17 protein-coding genes are annotated in these 26,235 nt (G+C 42.1%); all 17 read left to right on the forward strand.

The window, feature by feature from the left end:
- The first annotated feature begins 5 nt into the window (after positions 1-5).
- The 17 genes from BET10_RS09405 to uup all read left to right on the forward strand — a co-directional run bounded on the left by BET10_RS09405 (position 6) and on the right by uup (position 26,229).
- Complete coding sequence (locus BET10_RS09405) at positions 6-467, forward strand: GAF domain-containing protein (protein ID WP_070985251.1); 462 nt, start codon at positions 6-8, stop codon at positions 465-467.
- Positions 464-745 (forward strand): hypothetical protein, encoded by a 282-nt coding sequence (locus tag BET10_RS09410; protein ID WP_070985253.1) that lies wholly within the window; start codon positions 464-466, stop codon positions 743-745. The genes BET10_RS09405 and BET10_RS09410 overlap by 4 nt, the downstream gene beginning before the upstream one ends.
- A 12-nt stretch (positions 746-757) precedes the next feature.
- Positions 758-1,408 (forward strand): RNA chaperone ProQ, encoded by a 651-nt coding sequence (gene proQ, locus BET10_RS09415; RefSeq protein ID WP_070985255.1) that lies wholly within the window; start codon positions 758-760, stop codon positions 1,406-1,408.
- A 12-nt stretch (positions 1,409-1,420) separates the two neighbouring features.
- Positions 1,421-3,451 carry a carboxy terminal-processing peptidase gene (gene prc / locus BET10_RS09420; RefSeq protein WP_070985257.1) on the forward strand — a complete coding sequence of 677 codons (2,031 nt, stop codon included), beginning with the start codon at positions 1,421-1,423 and terminating at the stop codon, positions 3,449-3,451.
- A 179-nt stretch (positions 3,452-3,630) separates the two neighbouring features.
- On the forward strand, positions 3,631-5,088 hold the full coding sequence (nhaC, locus tag BET10_RS09425; protein ID WP_070985259.1) for a Na+/H+ antiporter NhaC: 1,458 nt from the start codon (positions 3,631-3,633) through the stop codon (positions 5,086-5,088).
- Positions 5,089-5,132: 44 nt separating this feature from the next.
- Positions 5,133-7,727: an aminopeptidase N gene (gene pepN, locus BET10_RS09430; RefSeq protein ID WP_070985261.1), complete on the forward strand. Its 2,595-nt coding sequence runs from the start codon at positions 5,133-5,135 to the stop codon at positions 7,725-7,727.
- Positions 7,728-7,735: 8 nt separating this feature from the next.
- Positions 7,736-7,957: a DUF2835 domain-containing protein gene (locus tag BET10_RS21140; protein ID WP_083330491.1), complete on the forward strand. Its 222-nt coding sequence runs from the start codon at positions 7,736-7,738 to the stop codon at positions 7,955-7,957.
- A 237-nt stretch (positions 7,958-8,194) separates the two neighbouring features.
- Entirely contained in the window at positions 8,195-10,312 is a 2,118-nt protein-coding gene (locus BET10_RS09435; RefSeq protein WP_070985264.1) for a DUF1302 domain-containing protein, read from the forward strand.
- 11 nt (positions 10,313-10,323) lie between these two features.
- Positions 10,324-11,691: a DUF1329 domain-containing protein gene (locus BET10_RS09440; RefSeq protein ID WP_070985266.1), complete on the forward strand. Its 1,368-nt coding sequence runs from the start codon at positions 10,324-10,326 to the stop codon at positions 11,689-11,691.
- 103 nt (positions 11,692-11,794) lie between these two features.
- Entirely contained in the window at positions 11,795-12,793 is a 999-nt protein-coding gene (locus BET10_RS09445) for a WD40/YVTN/BNR-like repeat-containing protein (RefSeq protein WP_070985268.1), read from the forward strand.
- Positions 12,793-15,123 (forward strand): efflux RND transporter permease subunit, encoded by a 2,331-nt coding sequence (locus tag BET10_RS09450; protein ID WP_070985269.1) that lies wholly within the window; start codon positions 12,793-12,795, stop codon positions 15,121-15,123. Before BET10_RS09445 ends, BET10_RS09450 begins: the two co-directional genes overlap by 1 nt.
- 201 nt (positions 15,124-15,324) lie before the next feature.
- Entirely contained in the window at positions 15,325-20,163 is a 4,839-nt protein-coding gene (locus tag BET10_RS09455; RefSeq protein ID WP_070985271.1) for an NAD-glutamate dehydrogenase, read from the forward strand.
- 96 nt (positions 20,164-20,259) lie between these two features.
- On the forward strand, positions 20,260-21,270 hold the full coding sequence (pyrD, locus tag BET10_RS09460; RefSeq protein WP_070985272.1) for a quinone-dependent dihydroorotate dehydrogenase: 1,011 nt from the start codon (positions 20,260-20,262) through the stop codon (positions 21,268-21,270).
- Between the two features lie 122 nt (positions 21,271-21,392).
- Entirely contained in the window at positions 21,393-21,923 is a 531-nt protein-coding gene (locus BET10_RS09465) for a cell division protein ZapC domain-containing protein (protein WP_070985273.1), read from the forward strand.
- A 59-nt stretch (positions 21,924-21,982) separates the two neighbouring features.
- Positions 21,983-24,094, forward strand: coding sequence for a bifunctional 23S rRNA (guanine(2069)-N(7))-methyltransferase RlmK/23S rRNA (guanine(2445)-N(2))-methyltransferase RlmL (gene rlmKL / locus BET10_RS09470; protein WP_070985274.1), 2,112 nt, complete (start codon positions 21,983-21,985; stop codon positions 24,092-24,094).
- The gene (locus tag BET10_RS09475; RefSeq protein ID WP_070985276.1) at positions 24,087-24,317 is read left to right on the forward strand and encodes a glutaredoxin family protein; all 231 of its coding nucleotides are present in this window, start codon (positions 24,087-24,089) and stop codon (positions 24,315-24,317) included. The genes rlmKL and BET10_RS09475 overlap by 8 nt, the downstream gene beginning before the upstream one ends.
- Before the next feature lies 1 nt (position 24,318).
- The gene (uup, locus tag BET10_RS09480) at positions 24,319-26,229 is read left to right on the forward strand and encodes an ATP-binding cassette ATPase Uup (RefSeq protein ID WP_070985278.1); all 1,911 of its coding nucleotides are present in this window, start codon (positions 24,319-24,321) and stop codon (positions 26,227-26,229) included.
- Positions 26,230-26,235 lie beyond the last annotated feature (6 nt).

The following is a 26,235-nucleotide window of genomic DNA, read 5'->3' on the forward strand; positions in this document are numbered from 1 at the left end:
ATTAAATGCAGAAGCAAGATTTTTACCAGTCACTCGTAAAACAAGCGCAGGCGCTCATCAGCGGTGAAAGAAATGTTATCGCGAATATGGCTAATCTTAGTGCCTTGTTGTTTACTTCATTAGAAGACATTAACTGGGCTGGATTTTACCTCGTTGATAGTCCTGATGAGTTGGTTTTAGGCCCATTTCAAGGGAATCCAGCGTGTATCCGCATTCCTGTAGGTAAAGGTGTCTGTGGCACCGCAGCCCATGCCAAAGAGACTCAACTGGTTGAGGATGTGCATGCGTTCGATGGCCATATTGCATGTGATGCGGCGTCAAATTCGGAAATTGTCATCCCAGTATTCAAAAACGGTGAAGTGTTCGCCGTTTTGGATATTGATAGCCCGAGCTTAGCACGTTTTGATGAAGCGGATAGGGATGGATTACAAGCTTTGGTTCGTTGCTTTGAGTTGACGCTATCGTGAAAGATCTACTGAACGTACAAGATTACTTATTTTCTAACGCCGACGTGGGAGACTGGGAAGGTGAAGAGGAACATGTTGCTGAGACATTGAATGAGCTCATTCATTTTGCTTGGCAACAAATACCAGATGATCTCGAATGTGAAATCATCGATAATTTGATAAACGGTATATGGGAACATCTTCGTGGTGATTTGGCTTTATTAGAAGCTGAGTTTGAAGAGTTAACAGACTGGGTAACACACTATATCCAATCATCGTTAGATGAACAGATGTCATAAATAGGTTCAAAAATGGAAACCACAAACAAGCTAAAAGATATTAATGAGGTACTGGATTTTCTATATTCAGAATTCCCTCAGTGTTTTAAACAAAAAGACGGCATAAAGCCACTTAAGGTTGGTATCTTTAAAGATATCGCTGAGCGCATCGAGGGCTCAGACAAAGTGAGCAAAACTCAGGTACGCCAAGCACTGCGTAAATATACTTCGAACTGGCGTTATCTCGAAGCCGTGACCAAATACGAATTTCGTATCGACCTTGATGGAAACGATGCTGAAAAAGTAGAGCAGGAGCATATTGAACATGCTCAAAAAGCGCTTGAAGAAAGCCGTGCTAAAATGGCTAAACGCAAGAAACCACAACGTCCTCGTCAGGATGGTGAAACAAAATCTTACAAAAAGAAAGGTCCAGCGCATCCTCGCTCGGGTGACAAAAACGCTAGAGTTAACAAAAAGCCAGCACCGCAACAAGCAAAACGTAGTTCAGGTAAAGTTGAACCATTGCCAGCTAATGAGGTCAAGGTTAATAACAAAGTAAAAGTTAAGTTAGGCCAAGCACTTGTTAATGCAACTATTACTGAAGTGAACAAAGATGAAGTTCATGTTGAATTAGTAACAGGCATGCAAGTTAAAACTAAAGCAGATAGCCTATACATCGTTTAAGGAGTTGTGCGTATGAGTAAAAAGTTGAGTCTCATTTCTGTTATCGCCGCGTTATTATCTGGAGCTACATTTGCAGCGTCAAATACCGTCACTGAGAAGGATATTCCGGTGCTTGCACCTGAAGTTCAGCATACAACGGCAAGCAAAAGGGTGACCAACTATTTTACTCGACAGCATTATAAGCGATTTAGTTTTGATGACGCTTTGTCGGAAGAGATATTTGACCGTTATATAGATTCGCTAGATTATAACCGATCAGTATTCCTGCAAAGCGACATTGAACAGTTTAAAAAATACGCTAAGCAATTCGATGACGCAATAAAAGGCGGCAAGTTAGATTTTGCTTATGAGTTGTTTAACCTGAGCATGAAGCGTCGCTTTGAACGCTTTCAGTTTGCCATTTCTTTACTCGATAGCGAAATGAAGTTTGATAAACCCGATGCATTTTTCTATGACCGGGAAGATATTGAGTTCGCTAAGTCTAAAGCAGAACTCGACGAGTATTGGCGTCAACGCGTTAAATCTGATGCGCTACGCTTAAAACTGACGGGTAAAGAGTGGAAAGAAATTAAAGAAATTCTCACTAAGCGTTACAACAATACCTTGAAACGATTAGTACAAACCAACAGCGAAGATGTGTTTCAAGTGGTTATGAATTCCTTCGCGCGTAGCGTTGAAGCTCACACATCTTACCTTTCTCCACGCCGTGCAGAACAGTTCAAGATGGATATGGATCTTGAACTTGAAGGAATAGGTGCGGTACTTGGTTACGATGAAGATTACACAGTTATTCGTTCCTTAGTTCCAGGCGGCCCAGCGGATAAATCTGAAAAAATTAAACCGGATGACCGTATTGTGGGTGTAGCCCAAGACCAAGAAGAGTTCGTTGATGTGATTGGTTGGCGTCTTGATGATGTGGTTGACCTTATCAAAGGGCCGAAAGGGACGAAAGTCAGACTGCAATACCTTAAAGGTTCAGACACACATGGTACACCTAAAGTTGTTGAAATAGTTCGTGACAAGATTCGTCTAGAAGATAGAGCAGCTAAATCAGAGATATTTGAGGCTAAATACTCAGACTTGACCAGTAAAATTGGTGTGATTGAAATTCCAAGCTTTTACAATAACCTATCTAAAGATGTGAAAGTAGAGCTCACCAAACTAAAAGAGCAAAACGTAGATGGCATTGTCATTGATTTACGCCAAAATGGTGGTGGTTCATTGTATGAAGCAACTCAGTTAACAGGTTTATTTATTGATCAGGGGCCAGTTGTTCAAATACACACGGCTTACAACCGAGTTGAGGAACAAAAAGACCGAGATGGCATTACATTTTACGACGGCCCTATGACTGTATTGGTAGATAGATACAGTGCCTCAGCGTCAGAGATTTTTGCTGCGGCTATTCAAGACTATGGACGAGGTGTAGTAATCGGTGAACAGACTTTTGGCAAAGGAACCGTTCAGCAACATCGTGGGTTAGCTAAAAATTATGATTTGTTCAGTAATGCGCTAGGCAGTGTAACTTACACCATTGCTAAGTTTTATCGAATAAATGGTGGAAGCACACAAAATAAAGGCGTAGTGCCGGACATTCTGTTACCTTCAGCGATTGACCCTGAGGAGTGGGGAGAAAGCCAAGAGGACAATGCTTTACCTTGGGACAGTATCAAGCAGGCACGATATAATACATTGGATAACTTACAGCCTGTAGTTGAGTACATTCAGTCTAAACACGTTGCACGGGTAAAAAGTGAGCCTGAGTTTAAATATGTTTATGATGATATAGCTCGCTATAACGAGCAAAAAGAAGAAAAGAAGATTTCTTTGGTCGAGGCTGAACGTTTAAAAGAGAGAGATGAGGCAGAGCAACGTTCTTTGGTCCGTAACAATGAACGCTTGAAAAGGCTAGGTTTAGAGCAGGTTGAAAAGCTGGATGACTTACCAGAGGTGATCTCGGAGCTTGACCCCTATTTAGAGGAAGCAGCATTGATAACTCAAGACCTGATTTCCTTTGGCCGTTTAGCTAAGAATGATGTATAAGTATTGTCCAACATGAAGTTAAAAGGCGCTTAGGCGCCTTTTTTGTTACGACTTCGCTGATGAATTTGCTATGATTCACGCCAGTTAATATATGAATAACAACTAATAGTAATTATCACGACCTAAGGTTGTGCGTAAAATAATAATAAGCATGAGTCTCATGCATAGGAGAGTTCAGTTTGAAGCAACCTAAACAACCCTCATTTTTTGACGCGTTTTTACCCATTTCAGTTTTAGTCTGTTTACTTGGTGCCGCTGTTTATCTGTATGGTGACAATTCATCATCTGGTCCTAACCAAATAGCGTTACTATTCGCAACTTTTACTGCAGCTCTAATCGGCTTGAAAAATGGTTATACATGGAAAACCCTCGAAGAGGCGATGATCAAAGGGATCACGCTTTCATTGGGGGCAATTTTGATCTTGCTTATGGTAGGTGCCTTGATTGGCACATGGCTGTTATCAGGAACTGTACCAACGCTTATCTACTATGGCTTACAAATCATCAACCCAAGTTGGTTTTATGCCGCTAGTTGCCTTATCTGTGGCATTGTAGCAATGAGCATTGGTAGTTCTTGGACCACAGCTGCAACCATTGGTGTAGCATTGCTCGGAGTTGCAACGGGTCTAGGACTTGATCAGGTCGTAACAGCAGGGGCTGTTATTTCTGGTGCGTATTTTGGTGATAAGTTAAGTCCACTCTCTGAAACAACTAACCTTGCCCCAGCGGTCGCTGGCAGTGATCTATTCGAACATATCCAACACATGCTTTGGACCACAGTACCTAGCTTTGTTATCGCGTTGATCATATTTACTTTTATGGGCTTCAGTGCAGATGTAAATAGCGATATAGGTCGAATTGAAGAGATAGTTGATATTTTACAAGGCAATTTTAATATTAACCCAGTAATGTTAGTTCCTCTACTGGTACTACTTGGGCTGGCTTTTAAAAAAATGCCTGCATTTCCAGCGATTTCAATCGGAGCAGTGGTTGGTGCGGTATGGGCGATGCTATTTCAAGGAGATCTTATTCTAAGCCAAATTGATGCATCGCAAGGCGAGTTGGTTGGCTACTTCAAGCTCGTTTGGGCAACATTTTATCAAGGCTTTACTGTCTCGACAGGTGACACTAAAATGGACGACCTACTCAGTGGTGGTGGTATGTCTAGCATGTTAACTACGACCTGGTTGGTTATGACTGCATTAATGTTTGGTGCCATTATGGAGAAAACAGGCCTACTGGAGATTTTTGTCCGTAGTATTTTAAAAGTTGCCAAAAGCACGGGTTCATTGATTGCTTCAACAGTTGCAACGTGTATCGGCACAAACGTCATTGCCGCCGATCAGTACATTGCGATTGTTGTTCCTGGCCGTATGTTTAAAGAAGAATATGAAAAACGTGGTTTGAAACCAGTTAACTTATCACGCACTTTAGAAGATGGCGGCACTATCACAAGCCCGCTGATCCCATGGAATACCTGTGGTGCATATATGCAAAGTGTTTTATTGATCAATCCATTTGACTATGCAATATATGCATTCTTTAATTTAATAAATCCTTTGCTGGCGGTCATTTATGCGTACCTTGGTATTAAAATACTACGCATAAAGCCAGAACAAACAGAGCAGAGCGCTTAATCATGCCGCCCCGTTAGCTCGGGGCTTTTTTTTGAGGACATATTATGCAAACCAAACCTCAAGCTAAGTATCTAAAAGACTACAAAGCACCTAGCCATCAGGTCGAACAATTAGAGCTTACCTTTGACCTACATCCAACACAGACTATGGTAACGGCGAAGGCGAAATATCTCGCGCTAGAAGCACACAACAGCCTTACACTAGATGGTGTTGATCTAAAGCTAGTCTCTCTTAAAGTTGATGGCAAAGCATTTGATGACTATCAATCTACAAGCACTACGCTCACACTGAGTAGTTTGCCAAATGAGTTTGAGTTAGAAATAGTGACTGAAATCTCACCCCAGACCAATACTGCTTTAGAAGGGCTTTATTTGTCTGGTGGAGCGTATTGCACGCAATGTGAGGCCGAAGGGTTTCGCAAAATCACCTACTTTCTAGACCGTCCGGATGTATTGACCGTATATACAGTGACCGTAATTGGTGATCGGGCGATGCCATCACTATTGTCCAATGGCAATAAGGTTGCGCAGGGCACACTGGAAGGGGGACGTCATTACACAACTTGGCATGACCCATTCAAAAAACCTAGTTACTTATTTGCACTTGTAGCTGGTGACTTTGACGAGCTGAAGGATGAGTTCATCACCCGCTCAGGCCGTAAAGTTGAGCTGGTACTGTTTGTGGATAAGGGTAACTTATCAAAGGCACCTCATGCCATGGCATCGCTAAAAAATGCTATGAAGTGGGATGAGGAGCGCTTTAACCTAGAGTATGACCTTGATATCTATATGATAGTCGCAGTTGACTTCTTCAATATGGGAGCGATGGAAAATAAGGGGTTAAATGTATTCAACAGCGCTTGTGTGCTTGCAAATCAGCAAACGGCCACTGACAGAGATTATCACACCATAGAGTCTATCGTTGGCCATGAGTACTTTCATAACTGGACAGGTAATCGTGTCACTTGTCGAGATTGGTTCCAGCTTTCATTAAAAGAGGGGCTAACCGTATTCAGAGACCAAGAATTCAGCAGCGATCTTGGGTCTCGAGGTCTGAACCGAATCGATGCGGTAATGGCAATGAGAATGCACCAATTTGCAGAAGATGCAGGTCCCATGGCGCACCCAATCAGACCCAATAAAGTTATTGAAATGAATAACTTTTATACAGTTACGGTGTATAACAAAGGTGCGGAAGTTATCCGCATGATGCATACCTTGTTAGGTGAGCAAAATTTCCAAAAAGGTATGCAGCTTTATTTTGAGCGCCATGACGGTCAGGCGGTTACTTGCGATGACTTTGTAGCAGCGATGCAGGATGCCAGCAAAATTGACTTAACTCAGTTTAAACTGTGGTACGAACAAGTTGGCACGCCTAGCTTGAAAGTTGTCACATCATTTGACGCAGAACTTAGCCAATATGTGTGTACTATCACTCAGCAAAATGCCAAACATGATCCGATACAAAGCCCATTGCATATTCCTTTTGCGATTGAGCTGTTGGACAAAGAAGGGCAAGCATTGCCACTTATTGTCAATGGTGAGCGCATCTCGAAGGTTATTAATTTAACTGAAGAGGAACAAACGATCACTTTTGAGCAAATCAACGAATGCCCAGTGGCTGTATTGCTTGAAGACTTCTCTGCACCCGTTATTGTCAATTATGATTACCAACTTGGAGAGCTCATTCACATTATTGCACACGCAAGCAGTGATTATGCTAGGTGGGAGGCAGCACAACAAGCGTTTACATTGCAAATGAGGGAAGCTGTTTCACAATTTGAACAAGGTCAGCCGATCAGGCTTTCTTACGCATTAATTGAAACGTTCGATAAGCTATTACGTGAGCGTAAGGGCGATTTAGCACTTTTGGCAGAGCTGATCAGAGTACCTAGCTTTGATACTTTAGCAACAGCATTTGAGCAAGTGCCAGTCGAAGCGTTAAATGAGAGTATCGCTGAATTTGAACTGGCTATCGCCAGCGGCCTTCGTAGTACGTTAAAAGATACATTCACAGCATGTGTAGAAAATGGCGAACTGGATCACGAAGCTGTATCAGCTCGCGCCTTGAAAAACACTTGTCTGTACTATCTGGCAAAATGTGCGGATGAACAAGTACATGAATGGCTTGAATCGCAAAGAACGTCAGACAATATGACATTGGTATTGGGAGCTTTGAAGGCTTCACTTAGTGCACAGTTGGCATCTTCTTCCGCTGCAATGAATGAGTTTGACTCGCATTGGCGGCATGATTTGTTAGTCATGGACAAGTGGTTTGCGTTGCAAGCGACTCAAAAAGGTGATGATGCGATTAAGCATATTTATGATTTATACTCACATCCATGTTTTGACAAAGGAAACCCTAATAGGGTGAGGGCTTTAGTTGGTAGTTTCGCAAGAAACAACCCTGAACAGTTTCACCGGGTAGATGGTAAGGGCTACGAACTATTGGGAGATCTGTTAGTAGAGCTCAATGCGATTAATCCGCAAAATGCATCACGTATGATAACGCCATTTATGTCATGGAAGCGATTTGATGCGAAACGTCAGCAACTAATGAAATCTCAATTGCAACGTCTTGCTGCCATGAGTGATTTAAGTGATGACTTATATGAAAAAGTAGAGAAAGCGTTGAGCTAAACTTAAAAATGCAAGAGTATTTTTTTTCAATGTATCTGACATATGACGAATGTATGGAATATTACAAAGGGCATTATAAATATCTTCAAGTAGTCGAGGATGGCGGAAAAACAATCCGCTTTCCTGCGGTCCATATTCGTAAGTTTGTTTCATCGTTAGGTATTAGAGGACGGTTTAGATTATGTCTAGATGGCCAAAATGGCTTTGTTTCACTTGAAAAAATTGCTTAATCCGAAAATTTAACACTGTCATATTGTATTTTTGTTAAATGGGTTTGTTATAAACTTAAATTACGTGTTATAAATTATCTGGTAGGACGTCTTACCAAGAGTAAAATAGCGCCCTAAACGCTAAATAAGCACCGATTGAACGCGTTCCATTTGTAATTTTTATAATTCGCTTCTATCGTTACGACAACAAAAAACAACAACTTGATTAAAAAATACCCGCCAGAAGGGGGAGAAATAATGATAAAAAGATCGCTTTTTGTGAAAAACAAAATCATGCTCGGTCTTAGTGCAGCTGCTTTGTCGATGAGCAGTGCACCTTTACTTGCTGCAAGCTTTCAAGTCGGTGATTTTGACATCACGTTTGATTCAACATTTTCTTACGGACAGAGTATTCGTGTAGAAGATAGAGATTTTCAATACATAGGTAAGAGCAATCATCCTCGATTTGATTGGTCTGGCTATAACGCTTTGACTGGGAACACCATCTATAGCTCAAGTGAAGTTTGGGCTAACCCTGGTGCTTATTCAAATAATGGTGACGCAGGTAATTTAAATTTTGATTCAGGCGAGACCTTTTCGCAACTTGTTAAAGGAACACACGACTTAGCGATTAGTAAAGATAACTATGGTTTCTTCTCGCGCTTCATGTATTTCTATGACTTTGCGATGGAAGACGGCGATTTTGCGTACAGCAACCCTGTGTCAGGTTCAAAAGTTGACCCATGTGCTTTTGATGAAACGAAAGAGCAAGTTTGTTCAGACTTCCGTCTATTAGATGCGTTTGTATGGGCTGACTTTGATCTAAATGATGGTAAAAACCCCTTATCAGTTCGTTTGGGTCAGCAGGTAGTAAACTGGGGTGAAAGTACCTTAATTAGTCATGGTATCAACGTAAACCCAGTGGATATCGATCGCTTAAAAGCGCCAGGTTCAGAAGTTAAAGAAGCATTTATCCCTGTGGGTATGCTTTGGGCCTCATTGGGCATAACAGAAAATATTACGTTGGAAGGTTTTTACCAGTACGATTGGCATGAAACACGGCTGCCTGCGACGGGAAGCTATTTTTCTACCAACGATTTTGCATCTGCGAACGGATTTTCTCAAAACGTTCAGTTAGGTTTTACGTCTAACCCTGATATTGACTTGCAGCATTTAACAGACTCTCTTAACGCCTTACAAACAACTTGGTTAGGCGCATTGACTGCACAGGGTCTAGATGTGACTCAAGAAGGTGTGACGACTAGTCAATCAGCACAAAAGCTACTAGCACAGATGTATTTGGCGTATCCTACAAAAGTAGCCCTCAAGGGGAAAGGAAACGCAGGTATAACTGAGCCAGAAGACGGCGGACAGTACGGCTTGCGCTTAGGTATCTACTCTCCGGAACTAAACGATACTGAATTCGCATTGTATTACATCAATTATCATAGCCGCAGACCACTTATCTCTGGTAAGGCCTCAGATTTTACCAATGCAGGTGTTGCTCAAGATCTGGCTTATATTGCATCTAATACAATTACTGAAGATAACATCACCAATCTGAACGCCTTCACGCAAGCACAAATTGTTTATCCAGAAGACATCAAACTTTATGGTTTAAGCTTCAATACCGCGATAGGCGAAACGGCATTTTCTGGCGAATTTGCATTTCGTAAAGATGAGCCTCTTCAAATCGATGACGTAGAGTTGCTTTATGCTGGTATGGTGGAACAGCTAGCTGCAGCGGGACGCCGTGACGACTTTGCTGGTTTATCTCAGCTGAGTGAAGGCGATACAGTAGCGTATGTCGGTCCAGGTGAAGTGGCGCAAGGGTATATTTTAAGAGATACCTTACAGGGCCAATTTACTGCAACTCACCTATTTGGTCCATCACTAGGTGCAGATAGCTGGGCAGTTGTTGGTGAAGTGGGTGCTGTAACCATCAAAGAGATGCCTACTTATGATCAGCTTCGTTTAAACGTCTCAGGTACGGGTCGAAGCGGTACGATAGAAGGTATTTCCGGCAAGGATTATGATTTATTGCACCAAGCTGTATCAAACGGGCCTGAGGTCAATCCATTCCCAACTTCATCGGCGTGGGGCTATCGACTAATCGCTAAAGCAGAGTACAACAACCTGTTTTCGGGTGTTAACTTCTCACCGAGAGTTGTTTTCTCGCACGATGTAAACGGTATTACACCTGATCCTATGTTCCTATTTATCGAGGATCGTAAATCGTTAGGTGTGACTTTGAATTTCAACTATCAAAATGCGTGGTCGTTTGACGTAGGCTACAACACGTTCTGGGGTGGCGGTGCCACTAATACATTCGCAGACCGTGATTTTGTCTCTTTTAACATCAAGTATTCAATTTAAGGGCTTTCAGTATGTTTAGAAAACCTACACTCATTGCCGCAACAATGATAACAATGCTATCGGCAACAGGCGCGATGGCGAAAATGTCGGCTGAACAAGTAGCACGCTTAGGTGTTGATTTAACGCCAATTGGTGCTGAAAAAGCAGGTAATAAAGATGGTTCAATCCCAGCATGGGACGGTGGTATTACAAAGCCGCCAGCGAACTACAAGCCGGGTATGCACCATCCAGATCCGTTCGCGGATGATAAAATTCTTTTTACAATTGATAAGTCAAATGTAGATAAATACAAAGAGTTTTTGAGCCCAGGGCAAGTTGCGATGTTTGAAGCGTATCCAGATACGTTCAAGATGAACATCTACCCAACTCGCCGTAGTGCCTCGTATCCTCAGTTTGTTTATGACGCAACTAAAAAGTACGCTTCTACAGCGGAGCTTATTGAAGGTGGTAACGGAATCAAAAATACCGCGATTGGTATTCCGTTTCCGGTTCCAAAAGACGGTTTAGAAGCTATCTGGAACCACTTGCTGCGCTATCGCGGCCTGTCTATCGCGCGCTTTGGTGGCCAAGCAATGCCAACTGAATCTGGTGCATATAACTTGATAGGCTTTGATGAGAAGTTATTGGTTAAGTACTCAGCGACAGACGCGACACCTGAAGAACTTAAAGAGTCGAACGTACTGTTTAAGTTCAAGCAAAAAGTAACAGAACCTGCACGATTAGCGGGTACTGCATTGCTTGTTCATGAGACAATGGACCAAATCCTGACTCCGCGCCAAGCTTGGACTTACAACACTGGACAGCGTCGAGTTCGTCGAGCACCAAATGTAGCATACGATGCACCAGGAACTGCATCAGATAGCCTACGTACTACCGATGATTTCGATATGTTTAATGGTTCGCCAAACCGTTATGACTGGACTTTAAAAGGCAAGAAAGAACTATATATTCCATACAACAGCTATAAGCTGCACAGTGACAAGCTAAAGTATGATGATATTTTAAAGCCAGGCCACATAAACCCGGAACATGTTAGATACGAAAAACACCGTGTATGGGTTGTTGAGGCTAACCTCAAAGAAGGAACGCGTCATATTTATAAAAAACGTGTTTTCTACATTGATGAAGATAGCTGGCAAATCCACATTGCGGACCTATATGACAACCGTGATCAAATGTATCGTGTAGCGATGGCGCATGGGCTTAATTATTACGAAGTACCTACGCACTGGAGTACATTAGACGTATATTACGATCTAAATTCACGTCGCTACCTAGCGATTGGTTTAGATAATGAAGAGCAGATGTACGATTTCAGTCAGTCATTCCAAGATAACGAGTTTACACAAAGTGCGCTGCGCCGTGAGGGTAAACGCTAATCTGGTTCTCAGCCAACTATTGCTAGCGGTCTTTGGATCGCTAGCAATTCTGTATTTCCGACGAGTTCTCGTCACCAGTCACCTTTATTTGAGTAGTTTCAGCATGTTAAAAACAACGATAGCGAGTGCGCTAATACTGTTTGGTGGCGTTGCCAATGCACAAATCGCCCCTCAGCCAGCACTACAAGTTCAACATCCACAAAGTACATTGTTCACTGATATTGTGAACAGCGAGGGAACATTAATCGCTGTAGGTAAGCACGGTACTGTGGTAACCAGTACTGATGGCGAAACTTGGCAGCAGGCTAAAGTACCTGTGCAATCACTGCTAACAGCTGTTACATCGTTAGGAAGTGATAAATCTTGGGCATGTGGCCACGATAGCAGTATTTTGTTTAGCAGTGATCATGGCCAAACTTGGCAAATCCAACAATATTTACCACAGCAACAAAAACCTTGTTTAGATATAGAGTTTGTTGATGCAAACACGGGGTTTGCAATTGGTGCGTATGGCATGTTTTATCAAACCAACGATGGTGGCCAGAGCTGGAAAAAGCGTTTCATCGATGATTTTGTTCACCCTGATGATAAAGAGTATTTACAAGGCCTTAAAGAGGATGACCCTCAAGCTTACGAAGAAGAAACCAAGTTTATCCTACCGCATTTTAACCGTTTACTAATTCATGAAGGACACCTATATCTAGCTGGTGAAATGGGGTTGGTGGCATATAGCGAAGATATGGGCAAAAGCTGGCAAAGATTAGATGAATTTTACCCAGGATCATTTTTCTCAGTGGCTCCGTATGGTAATGAGCAAGTCGTCGTGGCGGGCTTACGGGGTAATGCTTTCATTGCCAACAGTGAAGAATTAGAATTTAGTCAAATAGACGTGCCAGTCAAAGCCACAATTAATTCAATCGTAAACTTCAATGGTAGCTTGTATCTACTTGCTAATAGCGGCTTCTTGTTTAGCTATGACAACGGGCAGGTCAAACGATCACAGTTAAGCAGCGGACATGCCATTCTATCAGCCGTTACATTTAAGAATAAGTTAGTTTTAGCCACCGAGAAAGGGCTAAAAATTTGGGAGGCTAAGAAGTAATGAAAGCCGTTTTAAATAAATTGGAATATGTAGTGTTCCGTCATCGTCTGGCCGTTGTTTTTCTGTTTACTATTCTGACGGGACTGTTAGGGTATAAAGCGACTCAGATCCAGCTAGATGCGTCTTTTAATAAAAATATTCCACTGCAGCATGAATATATGCAGTTGTATCTAAAACATGAAAAGCAATTTGGTGGCGCTAATAGCATTTTAATCTCTGTCTGTGACAAAGATGGAGATATTTTCAACCCAGACTTTTTCACACAATTGAAAGCTGTGCATGATCAATTGTATTTTATTCCCGGTGTTAATCGCCCGTTGGTTAACTCGATTTTCTCACCCAGCGCTAGGTTTGTCGAAGTGGTTGAGGATGGATTTGCTGGTGGCCCAATCATTCCTGCTAATTTTTCAGCAACAGAGCAAGGCCTTGCAGTTGTAAAACAAAATATCGAGAAAGCCAATGTAGTAGGGCGCATGATAGCCAGCGACTATAGCTGTGCTATGGTCAGTGCGCAGCTTATGGAAATAGACCCTCAAACTCAAGAAAAGCTCGACACATTGGCGTTTGCAAAAAAGTTAGAGTCGCAGATCCGCGAACCGCTTAGCACTGATAAAGTCAGTATTCATATCATCGGCTTTGCAAAAATGGCAGGTGATATCGCAGATGGTGCCAAAGGTGTAGTGCTGTTTTTTGCACTAGCGATAGCGTTCACATTTGTGATGGTTTGGCTATTTTGTAAGAGCTTCAAGCTGACATTATTGCCAATAGTTTGTTCTATTATTGCAGTTGTCTGGCAGATGGGTTTACTTGCTAGTCTTGGCTTTGGGCTCGATCCAATGTCGATTTTGGTGCCATTTTTGGTGTTTGCGATTGGTGTGAGCCATGGCGTGCAGATGATCAACTCCATTGGTAAGAAAGTCGCAGAGGGCGTTTCAAGCAAAGTTGCGGCTGAAGCAAGTTTCAAAGCGCTGTTGATCCCAGGTGGTATTGCCTTGCTGTCTGACACAGTCGGCTTTTTAACGCTGCTCGCCATAGATATTGGCATTATCAGAGAGCTTGCAATTACTGCCAGTTTAGGTGTGGCGGTGATTATCTTCACTAACTTATTGCTATTACCAATTTTGGCCTCTTACGTGAGCTCTAGCAAAATCAAGCGCTTAGATGATGGCAACTCTACTTCTCACGCGGTATTTACGAAGTTACGAGAAGCGCTGGTGTGTACAACAGACAAAAAGTGGGCACGTGTGATATTACTGGTCTCTGCTGTGCTGTTTGCGGTTGGTTATTGGTATTCGCAAAATATGCGTATAGGTGATTTACATGCTGGAGCGCCAGCGTTACATCAGGATGCGCGCTATAACCAAGATACCTTTTTGATCTCGGATCGTTACGCAATTTCGTCAGATATATTAAAAGTGATTGTCGAGGCCTATCCAGCGGCATGTACCGAGCATGACACGATGGAGCGCATCAGTCGTTTTCAGTGGCGCGTGGAAAACTTGTCAGGCGTGCAATCGGCAGTATCGCTAAGTTCAGTTGCTCAAGCTGTCAATGCGGGTTACAACGAAGGTAACCAAAAGTGGCAAATGTTACCTAGAAATAGTGCCTCTTTGGTGCAAGCAACGTCGCGTGTTGAGACCAGCACTGGATTACTCAATGGTGACTGCTCTGTCATGCCGATTATCATCTTTATGGATGATCACAAAGCCGAAACGATAGATCATGTAATCTCTAACATTAAGTTATTTGCAACAGAAGAAAACACAGACAATGTAAAATTCAAACTGGCATCAGGGCCAATTGGCGTGATGGCTGCAACCAATGAATCTGTCTCTGCGGCGCAATTGCCTATGATGATTTATGTGTACGGTGCAGTCATTATTTTATGCTTGTTAAGCTTTAGAAGTGTAAAAGCCACGATTGCCGTGGTCTTGCCATTGTACATCGTGTCAACGTTGGCGCAGGCATTGATGGTTAAATTGGAAATAGGCCTGACGGTATCTACATTACCTGTGATAGCGCTTGGTGTGGGTATTGGTGTTGACTACGGCATTTATATTTTGTCATCAATGATGGGGCAGTTGAAGCAAGGTATACCACTGGCGATTGCTTATCGTAACGCATTAGCGGAACGCGGTAGCGCAGTTTTGTTCACCGGTATCACTTTGGCCATAGGTGTGAGTACCTGGATCTTCTCCGCGCTTAAGTTCCAAGTTGACATGGGTATCCTGCTAACGTTCATGTTTTTGGTAAATATGCTCGGCGCAGTACTGTTATTACCCGCGATTGGCACTTTACTCTGGACCGACCAGAAAAAAAATCGTGAATAAATGTGCTCCTAAATCACCATGAATGGTCATTTATATCTATATTTTGTGAATAGATGAGCAAATAGCTGAAAAGCTTAAAATGTTTTCATCGAAAAGGCTGTTTATTAGCGTCAGAAAGGTTAAAATTCAACTGACTCCACGCTAATAAACAGCTGTACAAATAATCTACCGTTCAAAGGTGGTATAGATTAAGGAACACATATGACACAAAATGAAGGTCCAGCATCAGTTATCCTAGATAACGTATGTAAGTTGATCCACAAGAAAGTTCATGCAGAGAACGTGTCACTCGTTGAAACATTTGCCAAAGCCTTGTACAGCAATATGTCTAAAGAGGACTTGGCTAAACGTAACGATAGTGACCTGTATGGTGCTGCACTTAGTCTTTGGAACTCTCTCGAGAAGAACAACTCAGATGATGCGGTTATCCGTGTATTCAACCCTGAAGTTGCAAAAGATGGCTGGCAGTCATCTCACACAATCGTAGAGATCATTGCCAAAGATATGCCTTTCTTGGTTGACTCCGTACGCATGGCAATGAATCGTGAAAATATCGTTTCACACTTATTGTTACATTGCCCATTGAAGATCCAACGTGATGATGCCGGAAAAATCACTGCTATTTCTAACCTAAAGGCTGAACAGGAGTCGAGTTCGACAAAAACTGTGTTCTTTATTGAAATAGACCGTCAAACAGATAAAAAAGATATTGAGTCTTTTACCAAAGAGCTTGAATCTGTTCTACAAGACGTGTCGTTAGCGGTTGAAGACTGGTTGCCTATTCGTGACAAGTTAAAGTCAGTGATAAAAGAACTTCCAACGCGTCATTTCCAATGTGAAGAAAGTGAAGTAACCGAAACACTAGAATTCTTAGAATGGCTGACACAAGATAACTTTACATTTATGGGTTATCGCCAATATGATTTGTGTCCAGTTCAGGGTGACTATGAACTCAAGCATGTTGCTGATACGAGTCTAGGTTTGATGAAAAAGTCATCTGATGATCACGGTCGACTATTGTCAGAACTTCCTGAAGTTGCACGTAAAGAAGCACGTAGCAATAATTTGCTTATCCTTACAAAAACAAACTCGCTCTCTCGTGTACATCGCCCAGCGTATGTTGACTATGTTGGCATTAAGCGCTTTGATGATAAAGGCAATGTGGTAGGTGAAGACCGCTTTATCGGTTTATTCTCATCGAGCTTCTACAATAACAGCGCGGCAGACGTGCCTGTATTAAGAACCAAAATTGATCGAATCATGCAAATGTGTGATTTTGCACAAGGAACGCATGCCTACAAAGCTGTGCTTAATATTCTAGAAACTTATCCACGAGACGAACTTGTACAAGCTCGAGAGTCTGAGCTTTTAGAAGTGGCTACTGGTGTACTGCAAGTTCAAGAACGAAACATGTGTCGTTTATTTGTGCGCAAAGACACTTATGGTCGTTTCTTCTCTTGTATGGTTTACGTTCCAAGAGAGCGTTACAACACAGCACTTAGACGTGAAACTCAACAATTGTTGGCCAATGCGTTCCAATCAAAAGAAAAAGTTGAATTCACTACTTATTTCTCTGAGTCTACGCTTGCACGTACGCATTACACAGTGCGCGTAGCTGACAACAATATTGAATATAACGTGAAAGATATCGAAAATAACTTAGTTGAAGCCGCTCGTACGTGGGAAGATAAATTGCATGATGCGTTACTTGAAAGCGCAGGCGAAGCGCGTGGTAACGAGCTGTTTAGGAAGTACTCAACAGCATTCCCAGGTGCCTACAAAGATGTAGTTTTACCAAGCGCTTCAGTAGTCGATATTGAAAAACTAGAGCAGCTTGATGAGGACAACAAATTAGACATGTTGTTCTACCGTCCTCAAGAAGAAGCAAACTCACAAATTGTACGTCTGAGCTTGTTCCACAAAGATGTACCAATTCATTTATCTGATGTTATGCCTATGCTTGAAAACTTTGGCTTACGCGTAATTGGTGAAACGCCTTATGCGGTTAAGTCGAGTGATGGTCAAGTTAACTGGATCATGGACTTCTCAATGCTGTTAGATAGCAAAGGTATTTCAGACTTTAACAAAGTATCTGCACGTTTTCGTGCTGCCTTGACTAACGTGTGGCATAACCGCCTTGAAAACGACGGCTTTAATCGCTTGGTACTACTAGGTGGTTTAACTGGTCGTGAAGCGTCAATTCTAAGAGCATATGCTAAATACATGCGTCAGATAGGTGTGACTTTCTCACAAAGTTATATAGAAAGTACATTTGACCATTATCCGCACATCGCGGCTCAAATAGTTGATTTATTCGTTAAGAAGTTTTCACCAACTAAGCCAGCAGCTCAAAAAACAATCGATAAAACGATTGCTGATATTTACGCAGAGCTTGAAAACGTAGCAAACCTAGATGATGACCGAATCATTCGTTTATACGTTGATATGATCAATGCAACGCTGCGCACCAACTTCTTCCAAAAAGAGCAAGATGGCAGCAACAAGTCATACGTATCATTTAAGATCAAATCAAGTGGCATTCCAGATATGCCATTGCCGCTACCGGCCTTTGAAATCTTTGTTTATTCACCGCGCGTTGAAGGTGTTCACCTACGTGGTGGTAAAGTTGCACGTGGTGGCTTACGTTGGTCAGACAGACGTGAAGATTTCCGTACCGAGGTACTGGGTTTAGTTAAAGCACAGCAAGTTAAAAACACCGTTATCGTGCCAGTTGGCTCGAAGGGTGGTTTTGTATGTAAACAACTACCTACAGACCGTGAAGCGTTCTTCAAAGAAGGTCAGGAATGTTACAAGATCTTTATTCGCGGTTTATTAGATATCACTGATAATATTGTTCACGGCGATATCGTGCCACCGTTAAATGTTGTTCGCCATGATGAAGATGACCCGTATCTAGTAGTGGCAGCAGACAAAGGGACAGCAACGTTCTCTGATATTGCTAACGGTATTGCTGAAGATTATAACTTCTGGTTAGGTGATGCATTTGCTTCAGGCGGCTCTATTGGTTACGACCATAAGAAAATGGGTATCACCGCAAAAGGTGCTTGGGAGTCTGTAAAACGCCATTTCCGTGAAATGGATATTGATTGCCAAACTACTGATTTCACTGCTGTTGGTATTGGCGATATGGCCGGTGACGTATTTGGTAACGGTATGCTGTTGTCAAAACATATTCGTTTACAGGCTGCGTTTAACCACTTACATATTTTCATCGACCCAAATCCAGATGCAGCAAGCTCTTACAAAGAGCGCGAGCGTTTATTCGCGTTGCCACGTTCATCTTGGGAAGACTACGATAAGTCTTTAATTTCAGAGGGCGGTGGTATTTTCTCTCGAGCGGCGAAGTCGATCACTTTAACGCCAGAGATGAAGAAAATGCTTGGCACTAAAAAAGCCAGCATGACCCCGAATGAACTTATTAAAGCGGTATTGATGATGCCATCTGATTTACTTTGGAACGGTGGTATCGGTACTTACATTAAACACTCTAAAGAGACCAATGCTGATGTTGGCGACCGCGCAAACGACGCGTTACGTATCAATGGCGCTGAATTGGGTGCGAAAATATTCGGTGAAGGTGGTAACTTAGGTGCGACACAACTTGGCCGTATTGAGTTTGCTAGTAAAGGCGGCCGTATCAATACTGACTTTATTGATAACGTGGGTGGTGTGGCTTGTTCAGATAACGAAGTTAACATCAAGATCTTGCTAAATGGCTTGGTTGCAGAGGGCGACTTAACCAAGAAGCAGCGTAATGAATTACTTTATTCAATGACCGATGAAGTGTCAGAGCTGGTATTGGCGGATTGTTATCGTCAAACTCATACTCTGTCTATTACTAAGTCAAAGGGCCCTGCAACACTTAAAGAAAAAGTTCGCTTTATTCATGCCCTAGAAAAAGAAGGCAAGTTAGACCGTACCATCGAGTTCTTACCTACGGATGAAGAGTTAGCAGAGCGTGCGGCAGCAGGTAAAGATCTTACGCGTCCTGAGCTTTCAGTGCTTGTTTCATACTCGAAAATGGTATTGAAAGAATCGTTAGTGGTTGATGATGTTTCGGAAAACCCTTACTACCGTCAATTATTGGTGAATTCATTCCCAGTACCACTGCGTGAGAAGTTTAACGCAGCGATGGATAATCACCCTCTAAGAAAAGAGATTATCGCCACTAAGTTAGCAAACAACATTGTTAACGATATGGGTCTGAATTTCATGGTTCGCATGAATGAAGAAACAGGTGCAACTGATAGTGAAATTGCATTATGTTACTCAATTGCCAGCGCAATCTTCGAAATGAAGAGCACTTGGGGCGCGATTGCAGCACTGGATAACAAGATCCCAGCATCTGTCCAAACGGAAATGTTGTATCAGCTGCGTCGCACGGTTCGTCGTGCGACACGTTGGTTCTTACGCCATCGCAATAAAGCACTGACAATTGAACAGACTATCGAGTTCTTTGCGCCAGTGTTCAAAGATGTTAGCAAAAACTTGCATAGTTACATGGTTGAGAGCGAAAGTGCTGCGATTCTTGATAATGCTAAGAAGCTTGAGGAGCAGGGCGTACCAAGTGATATCGCAATGCGCATCGTGTCACTTTCAAGCCTATTCTCAGTGATGGATTTGGCAGAAGTAGCACATAATTCAGGTCGCAAAGTGGATGTTGTGTCACATACCTACTTTAAACTTGGTGCAAGTATGGGCCTACATTGGTTCTTGGATCAAATTACTGCACAACCTGTGTCTAACCACTGGCAAGCGCTTGCTCGTGCATCATATCGTGAGGAGTTGGATTGGCAACAGCGTTCATTGTCAGAGGTTGTGTTGAACAGCTTTGATGGCGAACAAAACGATGTTAATGCACTTATTGAACAATGGATGGAATCCCAGTCTGCACTGTTACATCGTTGGCAGCAAATGCTGCAGGAGTTCAAGACCTCACAGAGTCATGACTTTGCTAAGTTCTCGGTGGCACTACGTGAGCTGATGTTACTAAGCCACAACTGTGACACTACCAAATAATTTTTAAATCGTTAAAATACCCCGGCCTTGCTGGGGTATTTTTTTATCTGCCTGTTGTTGCAGATGTATGTTACTTAGGATCTTTAAGGAGTTTTCATGTTTTATGATATTGCGCGTCGCTATATGTTTAGCCGTGATGCCGAGTGGGCGCACGAATTTGCATTAGATAATTTGCGCCGTTTTGCACACACACCGCTTAGTATGGCGTGGTCGCAATCTGTTGCTGATAAACCAGTAAACTTCCTTGGTTTAGAATTTAAAAATCCAGTTGGCCTTGCGGCTGGCTTAGATAAAAATGCTGAATGTATAGATGCATTTTCGCAAATGGGCTTTGGCTTTATTGAAGTTGGTACGGTAACCCCACGACCACAAGCCGGTAATGATAAACCTCGAATTTTTAGATTGCCACAAGCTCATGCCATAATTAACCGCATGGGTTTCAATAATAAAGGTGTTGATAATTTAGTGGCTAATGTAAAAGCGGCTAAATATGATGGGATCTTAGGGATCAATATTGGTAAAAATAAAGATACGCCAAATGAGCAGGGCAAGGATGACTATATCCACTGTATGCGTAAAGTATTTGAACATGCTTCTTATATTACCGTAAATATTTCTTCGCCAAACACTCCAGGGCTTCGCGATTTACAATATGGTGATGCGTTGGACGATTTACTACAAAGCTTGAAGAACGAGCAAATGGATCTCATTGCCAAGCATAGTAAATCTGTCCCCATGCTTGTGAAAATTGCGCCTGATATCGATGCTGTTCAAGTGGCGCAAATTGCTGAATCTTTAGTAAAAAACCGTATAGACGGGGTCATTGCAACCAACACTACGCTAGAGCGTGAGGCTGTGCAAGGTCAGCAGCATGCTCAAGAAGCGGGTGGTTTATCAGGGCGTCCCGTGAGAGAAAAATCAACATTTGTAGTGAGTGAACTAAAGCGTATCACTGAAGGAAAGCTACCTATTATTGGTGTGGGCGGGATAGATTCAGCCGAGTCGGCGAAGGAAAAACTTGACGCAGGTGCCTCACTTCTGCAAGTCTATACAGGCTTTATTTATGAAGGCCCTGCATTGGTAAAAAGGATCATTAACGGGTTATAAGGATCCGTTATATAACCAAATGATCGTAAACAAATTGTTCTTATAAATATTTTTACAGTTTGTAATTTTTCGTTATACTCCTGCGTACTATTCAATAAAAGCAAATAGTAGGCAGGAGGTCAATTTTGCAAGCATCTAAAGAGTGGCAATGGGTTAGTTGTCGCCAGAGAAATCGTTTGCTTGTAGATTTAGGTGAAGAGTTAATTCTCTGCACCCCTTTTCGCTTGCGTCAGTTAACTCAAGACGCCTATTCAGACCCACATCTAAGTATCAACGAAGCTGCATATTACCAAAACGTTTTTACTTACTTACGTAGCTTTAATATTTGGTCCGAACCGCAATGTTGCCAAATTGCTTTAAACGCCACAGCTGCCAAATTTTATTTATTGCCAGTACAGGCAAAGAGTTGGTTTTTTGAGTCATATACAGGTGACCAGCCTTGTACCGAAGCCATTGTGCGTTTACGCTCAACTCAACAAGAAGGTGACTTTTTCATTGTTGAACAAGTAGACGGGGCCTGTTTGTGCATCAGCTTGAGTCCACAGTTTGCTTTAGATGAAAACCTAGAGCTTGAACAATTCCAAGCTATTAAAGTTCTAAATAATCGCATCCACCCATTGATAAGTTGCAATAAAATTTCCCAAATGGCGTGATCAAGCTATCTCTAACCTATGTTATACTCGCGGGTAATTGAATATAAAGGGTTAGTACATTGCAATTTATCGCGCTCACATCTATTGGTATCGAACATCTCTTAGCAGAAGAAATTCAACAAGCAGGCCTTGAATTGGGTAAGCAAAGTGTTGGTTCAGTTCGATTCAATGCTGATAATCTAGCAGCTCAAAAGTTTTGTTTAACAACGCGTTTTGCCACACGCGTGATGTTATTGATCGACGAAAGTGAAGATATCAAAGACAAAGCAGCGTTGTATAAGTTTGCACGATTTCAAGCTTGGCAAGATTGGTTTGGTCCCACTCAGACTTTTGCTATCGAATTTAATGGCACCAATAACGAACTTAAAAACACGCAGTTTTCGGGTCTTGTGATTAAAGATGGTATCGTAGACTATTTTAATGACTTATATGAACAGCGTCCAAATGTCGACAAAACAGAGCCTAACATTCGTGTTATTGCCAAACTCAACAGGCAAAGTTGTTCACTGTATATAGATTATTCAGGTCCGCGCTTATCAGATAGAGGTTATCGTACTCGCCAAGGTAAAGCGCCGATTAGAGAACATTTAGCCGCTGCGCTGGTAAAACGAAGTGGTTGGTTAGATGATGCGTCTCGGCCATTATTTGATCCATGCTGTGGCTCAGGTACATTGCTAATTGAAGCGGCTTGTATGGCGAATAATATCTATCCTAACATCAATAGAGAGTTTGCTTTTAAGCGCTTACCAAGCTTTAGAAAAGCTAAGTTCGATGAGATTAAGGCGCAGGTAAAAGCTTCTGAAGTAGACAACACGCTTTGGATCATCGGATCAGATCTAGATGATAAAGTCATCAATATTGCACAGCAAAATGCGCAACGCGCCGGTGTTGGTGAGTATATTAAATTTTCTGTAAAGGATGCCAATGCCTTAAATAAGGTTGCAAAGCGTCCGGGTGTGATATTGAGCAACTTGCCATACGGGGAACGTTTAGGTTCGATGGCGGAATTGGTTAATTTATACCGAAATATGGGAATTGCTTTTAAGAAGCACTTCCAAGATTGGCGCTTGGCTTTACTCGGTACTGACGACAGTCTATTCAAACTACTTAAACTGTCACGAGATAAGCGCTACAAGTTCAAAAATGGTCCGATCGATGTAGAGTTAAATTTATACGAATTGAACGAACGCCAAGTCTCGCAAAATGAACAAAAAACAGGGCTCAACTTCGAAGGTTCTCAAGCCTTTGCTAACCGTTTAAAGAAGAACAGACAAGCACTGAAGAGCTGGCTTAAAAAAGAGCAGATCAATGCGTATCGTGTTTATGATGCAGACATTCCTGAATACAATGTCGCTGTAGATGTATACAATAATTCTGCGGTGATCTTCGAATATGCTGCACCTAAAGAAATAGACGATGCGGTTGCACAAAAGCGCCTACAAGACGTGATTACCCTAACGGCAGAGCAACTGAGTATTGCACCAGAAGATATAGCGGTAAAGGTACGTAAAAAGCAAAAAGGTGAGTCTCAATATACAGCGATGGATAAGCAACATCGCTATGACACGGTTGAAGAGTTTGGAGCCAAATTTAAGATTAACTTGTTTGACTATCTAGATACTGGATTGTTTTTGGATCATCGCCTCGCGCGTCGCTATATCCAGCAACATGCCAAAGACAAGCGCTTCTTAAACTTGTTTTCTTATACAGGCTCTGCATCAGTACACGCTGCTTTAGGTGGTGCAAAATCAGTTACGACTGTAGATATGTCGAAAACGTATTTAAAGTGGGCTGAAGAAAACTTTGCCTTGAATAATTTAAAAAATCCGCGTTACCGTTTTGAACAGGCCGATTGTTTAAAATGGTTAGAGCACGCTCAGGGCCAGTACGATCTAATATTTTTAGATCCTCCTACCTTTTCAAACTCTAAGAGAATGAAAGAAGTATTTGATGTGCAAAGAGATCACATTCAGCTACTAACTTGGGTTAAAAAGATCTTAAGTCCAAAAGGCACCCTTATTTTTTCCAATAATAAACGTGGTTTTAAAATGGATGAAGTTGGCTTGATGGGGTTGGGCTTAAAGGCGGAGAATATTTCACAGCAGACCCTATCACCTGATTTTAAGAGAAATAAGCAAATACACAACAGTTGGTTGATAACTCATGGCTAAATATATTCTGTATTTTACGCAAGGCTGCCATTTATGTGAACAAGCCCATGAGTTAGCAATACAAATTTTAAACGAAAGTGATATTGAGCACGTTGATATCGTTGATGACACTGTGCTAATGGAAGCTTATCAAACTTCAATCCCAGTAATAAAAAGAACACGTGACGGTCAGACTCTTTATTGGCCGTTCGAACTTGAACAAATTCAACAACTCGCAGAATAATATGGATTTAATCAGAATATCAAAAGCGCAATTAGCGTTTGGCACACACCCATTGCTAGATGATGCAGATGCCGTCATCGAAGCCGGGGAAAGGGTGTGTATTGTTGGCCGTAATGGTGCGGGAAAATCAACTTTACTCAAGGTACTAGACGGCGCAGTGCTGTTAGATGATGGTGAAATTAACCGCGTCGGTGAGTTGAAGGTGTCGCGCTTAGAGCAAGACCCACCAAAAGGGGCTGAAGGCTCCGTGTTTGATTATGTGGCGAATGGACTACCAGATATTGCTGAGCTTCTTATCGAGTTTAACCACGTAAGTGACGCACTACAAACGGATCAATCTCCATCGCTTTTGAATAAGTTAGAGAGGCTATCTAACAAGATTGAAGCGGCCGATGCGTGGCGTTTTGAAAGCCGTATTAAATTAGTTTTGAGTCAATTGGAATTGACACCAAACATGCGTCTTGAAAAGTTATCTGGTGGGTGGTTACGAAAAGTCGCTCTGGCCAAAGCGTTAGTCAGTGAGCCGGATTTGCTGCTACTTGATGAGCCTACTAACCACTTAGACATGAACAGTGTTATCTGGCTTGAACAGTTTTTAAAAGAGTTCAAAGGCGGGATTGTATTTATATCGCATGATAGGGCATTTATACGCGCTGTGGCCACACGCATTCTAGATCTAGATCGTGGCAAGTTAGTTTCCTACCCAGGAAATTATGCAAAGTACTTAGAGCAAAAGGCACACGATTTAAAAGTCGAAGAAACACAAAATGCCTTATTTGATAAAAAGCTCGCCGAAGAAGAAGCTTGGATCAGACAAGGAATCAAAGCTCGCAGAACCCGCAATGAAGGGCGTGTTAGAGCCCTGAAAGCATTACGAAACGAGCGCAAGCAACGAGTTGAACAAGTTGGTAAAACTGACTTTAACATCGAAACTGCAGAACGCTCAGGCAAACTGGTATTTGAAGCACAGCATGTTCATCATGCCTTTAAAGACAAAGTTATTGCAAAGGACTTTTCTACGTTGGTGATGCGCGGTGACAGGGTCGGTTTGGTCGGCCCTAACGGTGTTGGTAAAACAACTTTGCTTAAGTTACTGTTTGGTCAGTTAGCTGCAGACCAAGGAAAAATTAAGCAGGGCGTTAATCTTGAAGTGGCATACTTTGATCAATACCGCGAAAAACTTGATGAAGAAGCGACCGTACAAGATAACGTTGCTGAGGGTAAGCAAGAGGTCATGATGGGTGGCCGCAGTCGTCACGTATTAGGCTATTTACAGGACTTTTTATTCCCGCCAGCAAGAGCGAGAACACCAGTAAAGGCGCTATCAGGGGGCGAGAAGAACCGTTTATTGTTAGCTAAGTTATTTTTAAAGCCATCAAATGTTTTGGTTTTGGATGAGCCAACAAATGATTTAGATATCGAAACATTGGAGCTGCTGGAAGATATTATCAATCAGTATCAAGGCACAATATTAATTGTCAGCCATGATAGGGAATTTATTGATAACACCTGTAACTCAGTGTGGGCCTTTGAAGGCAGCGGGCAAATTACTGATATTGTGGGCGGCTATACGGATTACGAGCAGTATCTTGAGCACCGTCAGGCGCAAGCCAAAGAGCTTGAAAAGCAGCATAAGCAAGAAGCTGAAAAACAAGTCAAGCAGACAAAAGCCAGTAACAAAACAACTAAGTTGAGTTACAAATTAAAACTTGAATTGGAACAGCTGCCAAGTAAAGTAGAAGAACTCGAACAAGCATTGGAAAAACAGCAAGAAGTTGTCAATGCGCCGGACTTTTTTAAACAAGACTCACAAACTACACAAGGTGCGTTGAACGAATTGGCGGAGCTTGAGTCGAAGCTTGAGGCCGCGTTTGAGCGTTGGGAAGAATTAGAAGCATTACAGAATCAGTAGTAAGGA

Source organism: Pseudoalteromonas amylolytica (genome assembly GCF_001854605.1).
GTDB lineage: Bacteria > Pseudomonadota > Gammaproteobacteria > Enterobacterales > Alteromonadaceae > Pseudoalteromonas > Pseudoalteromonas amylolytica.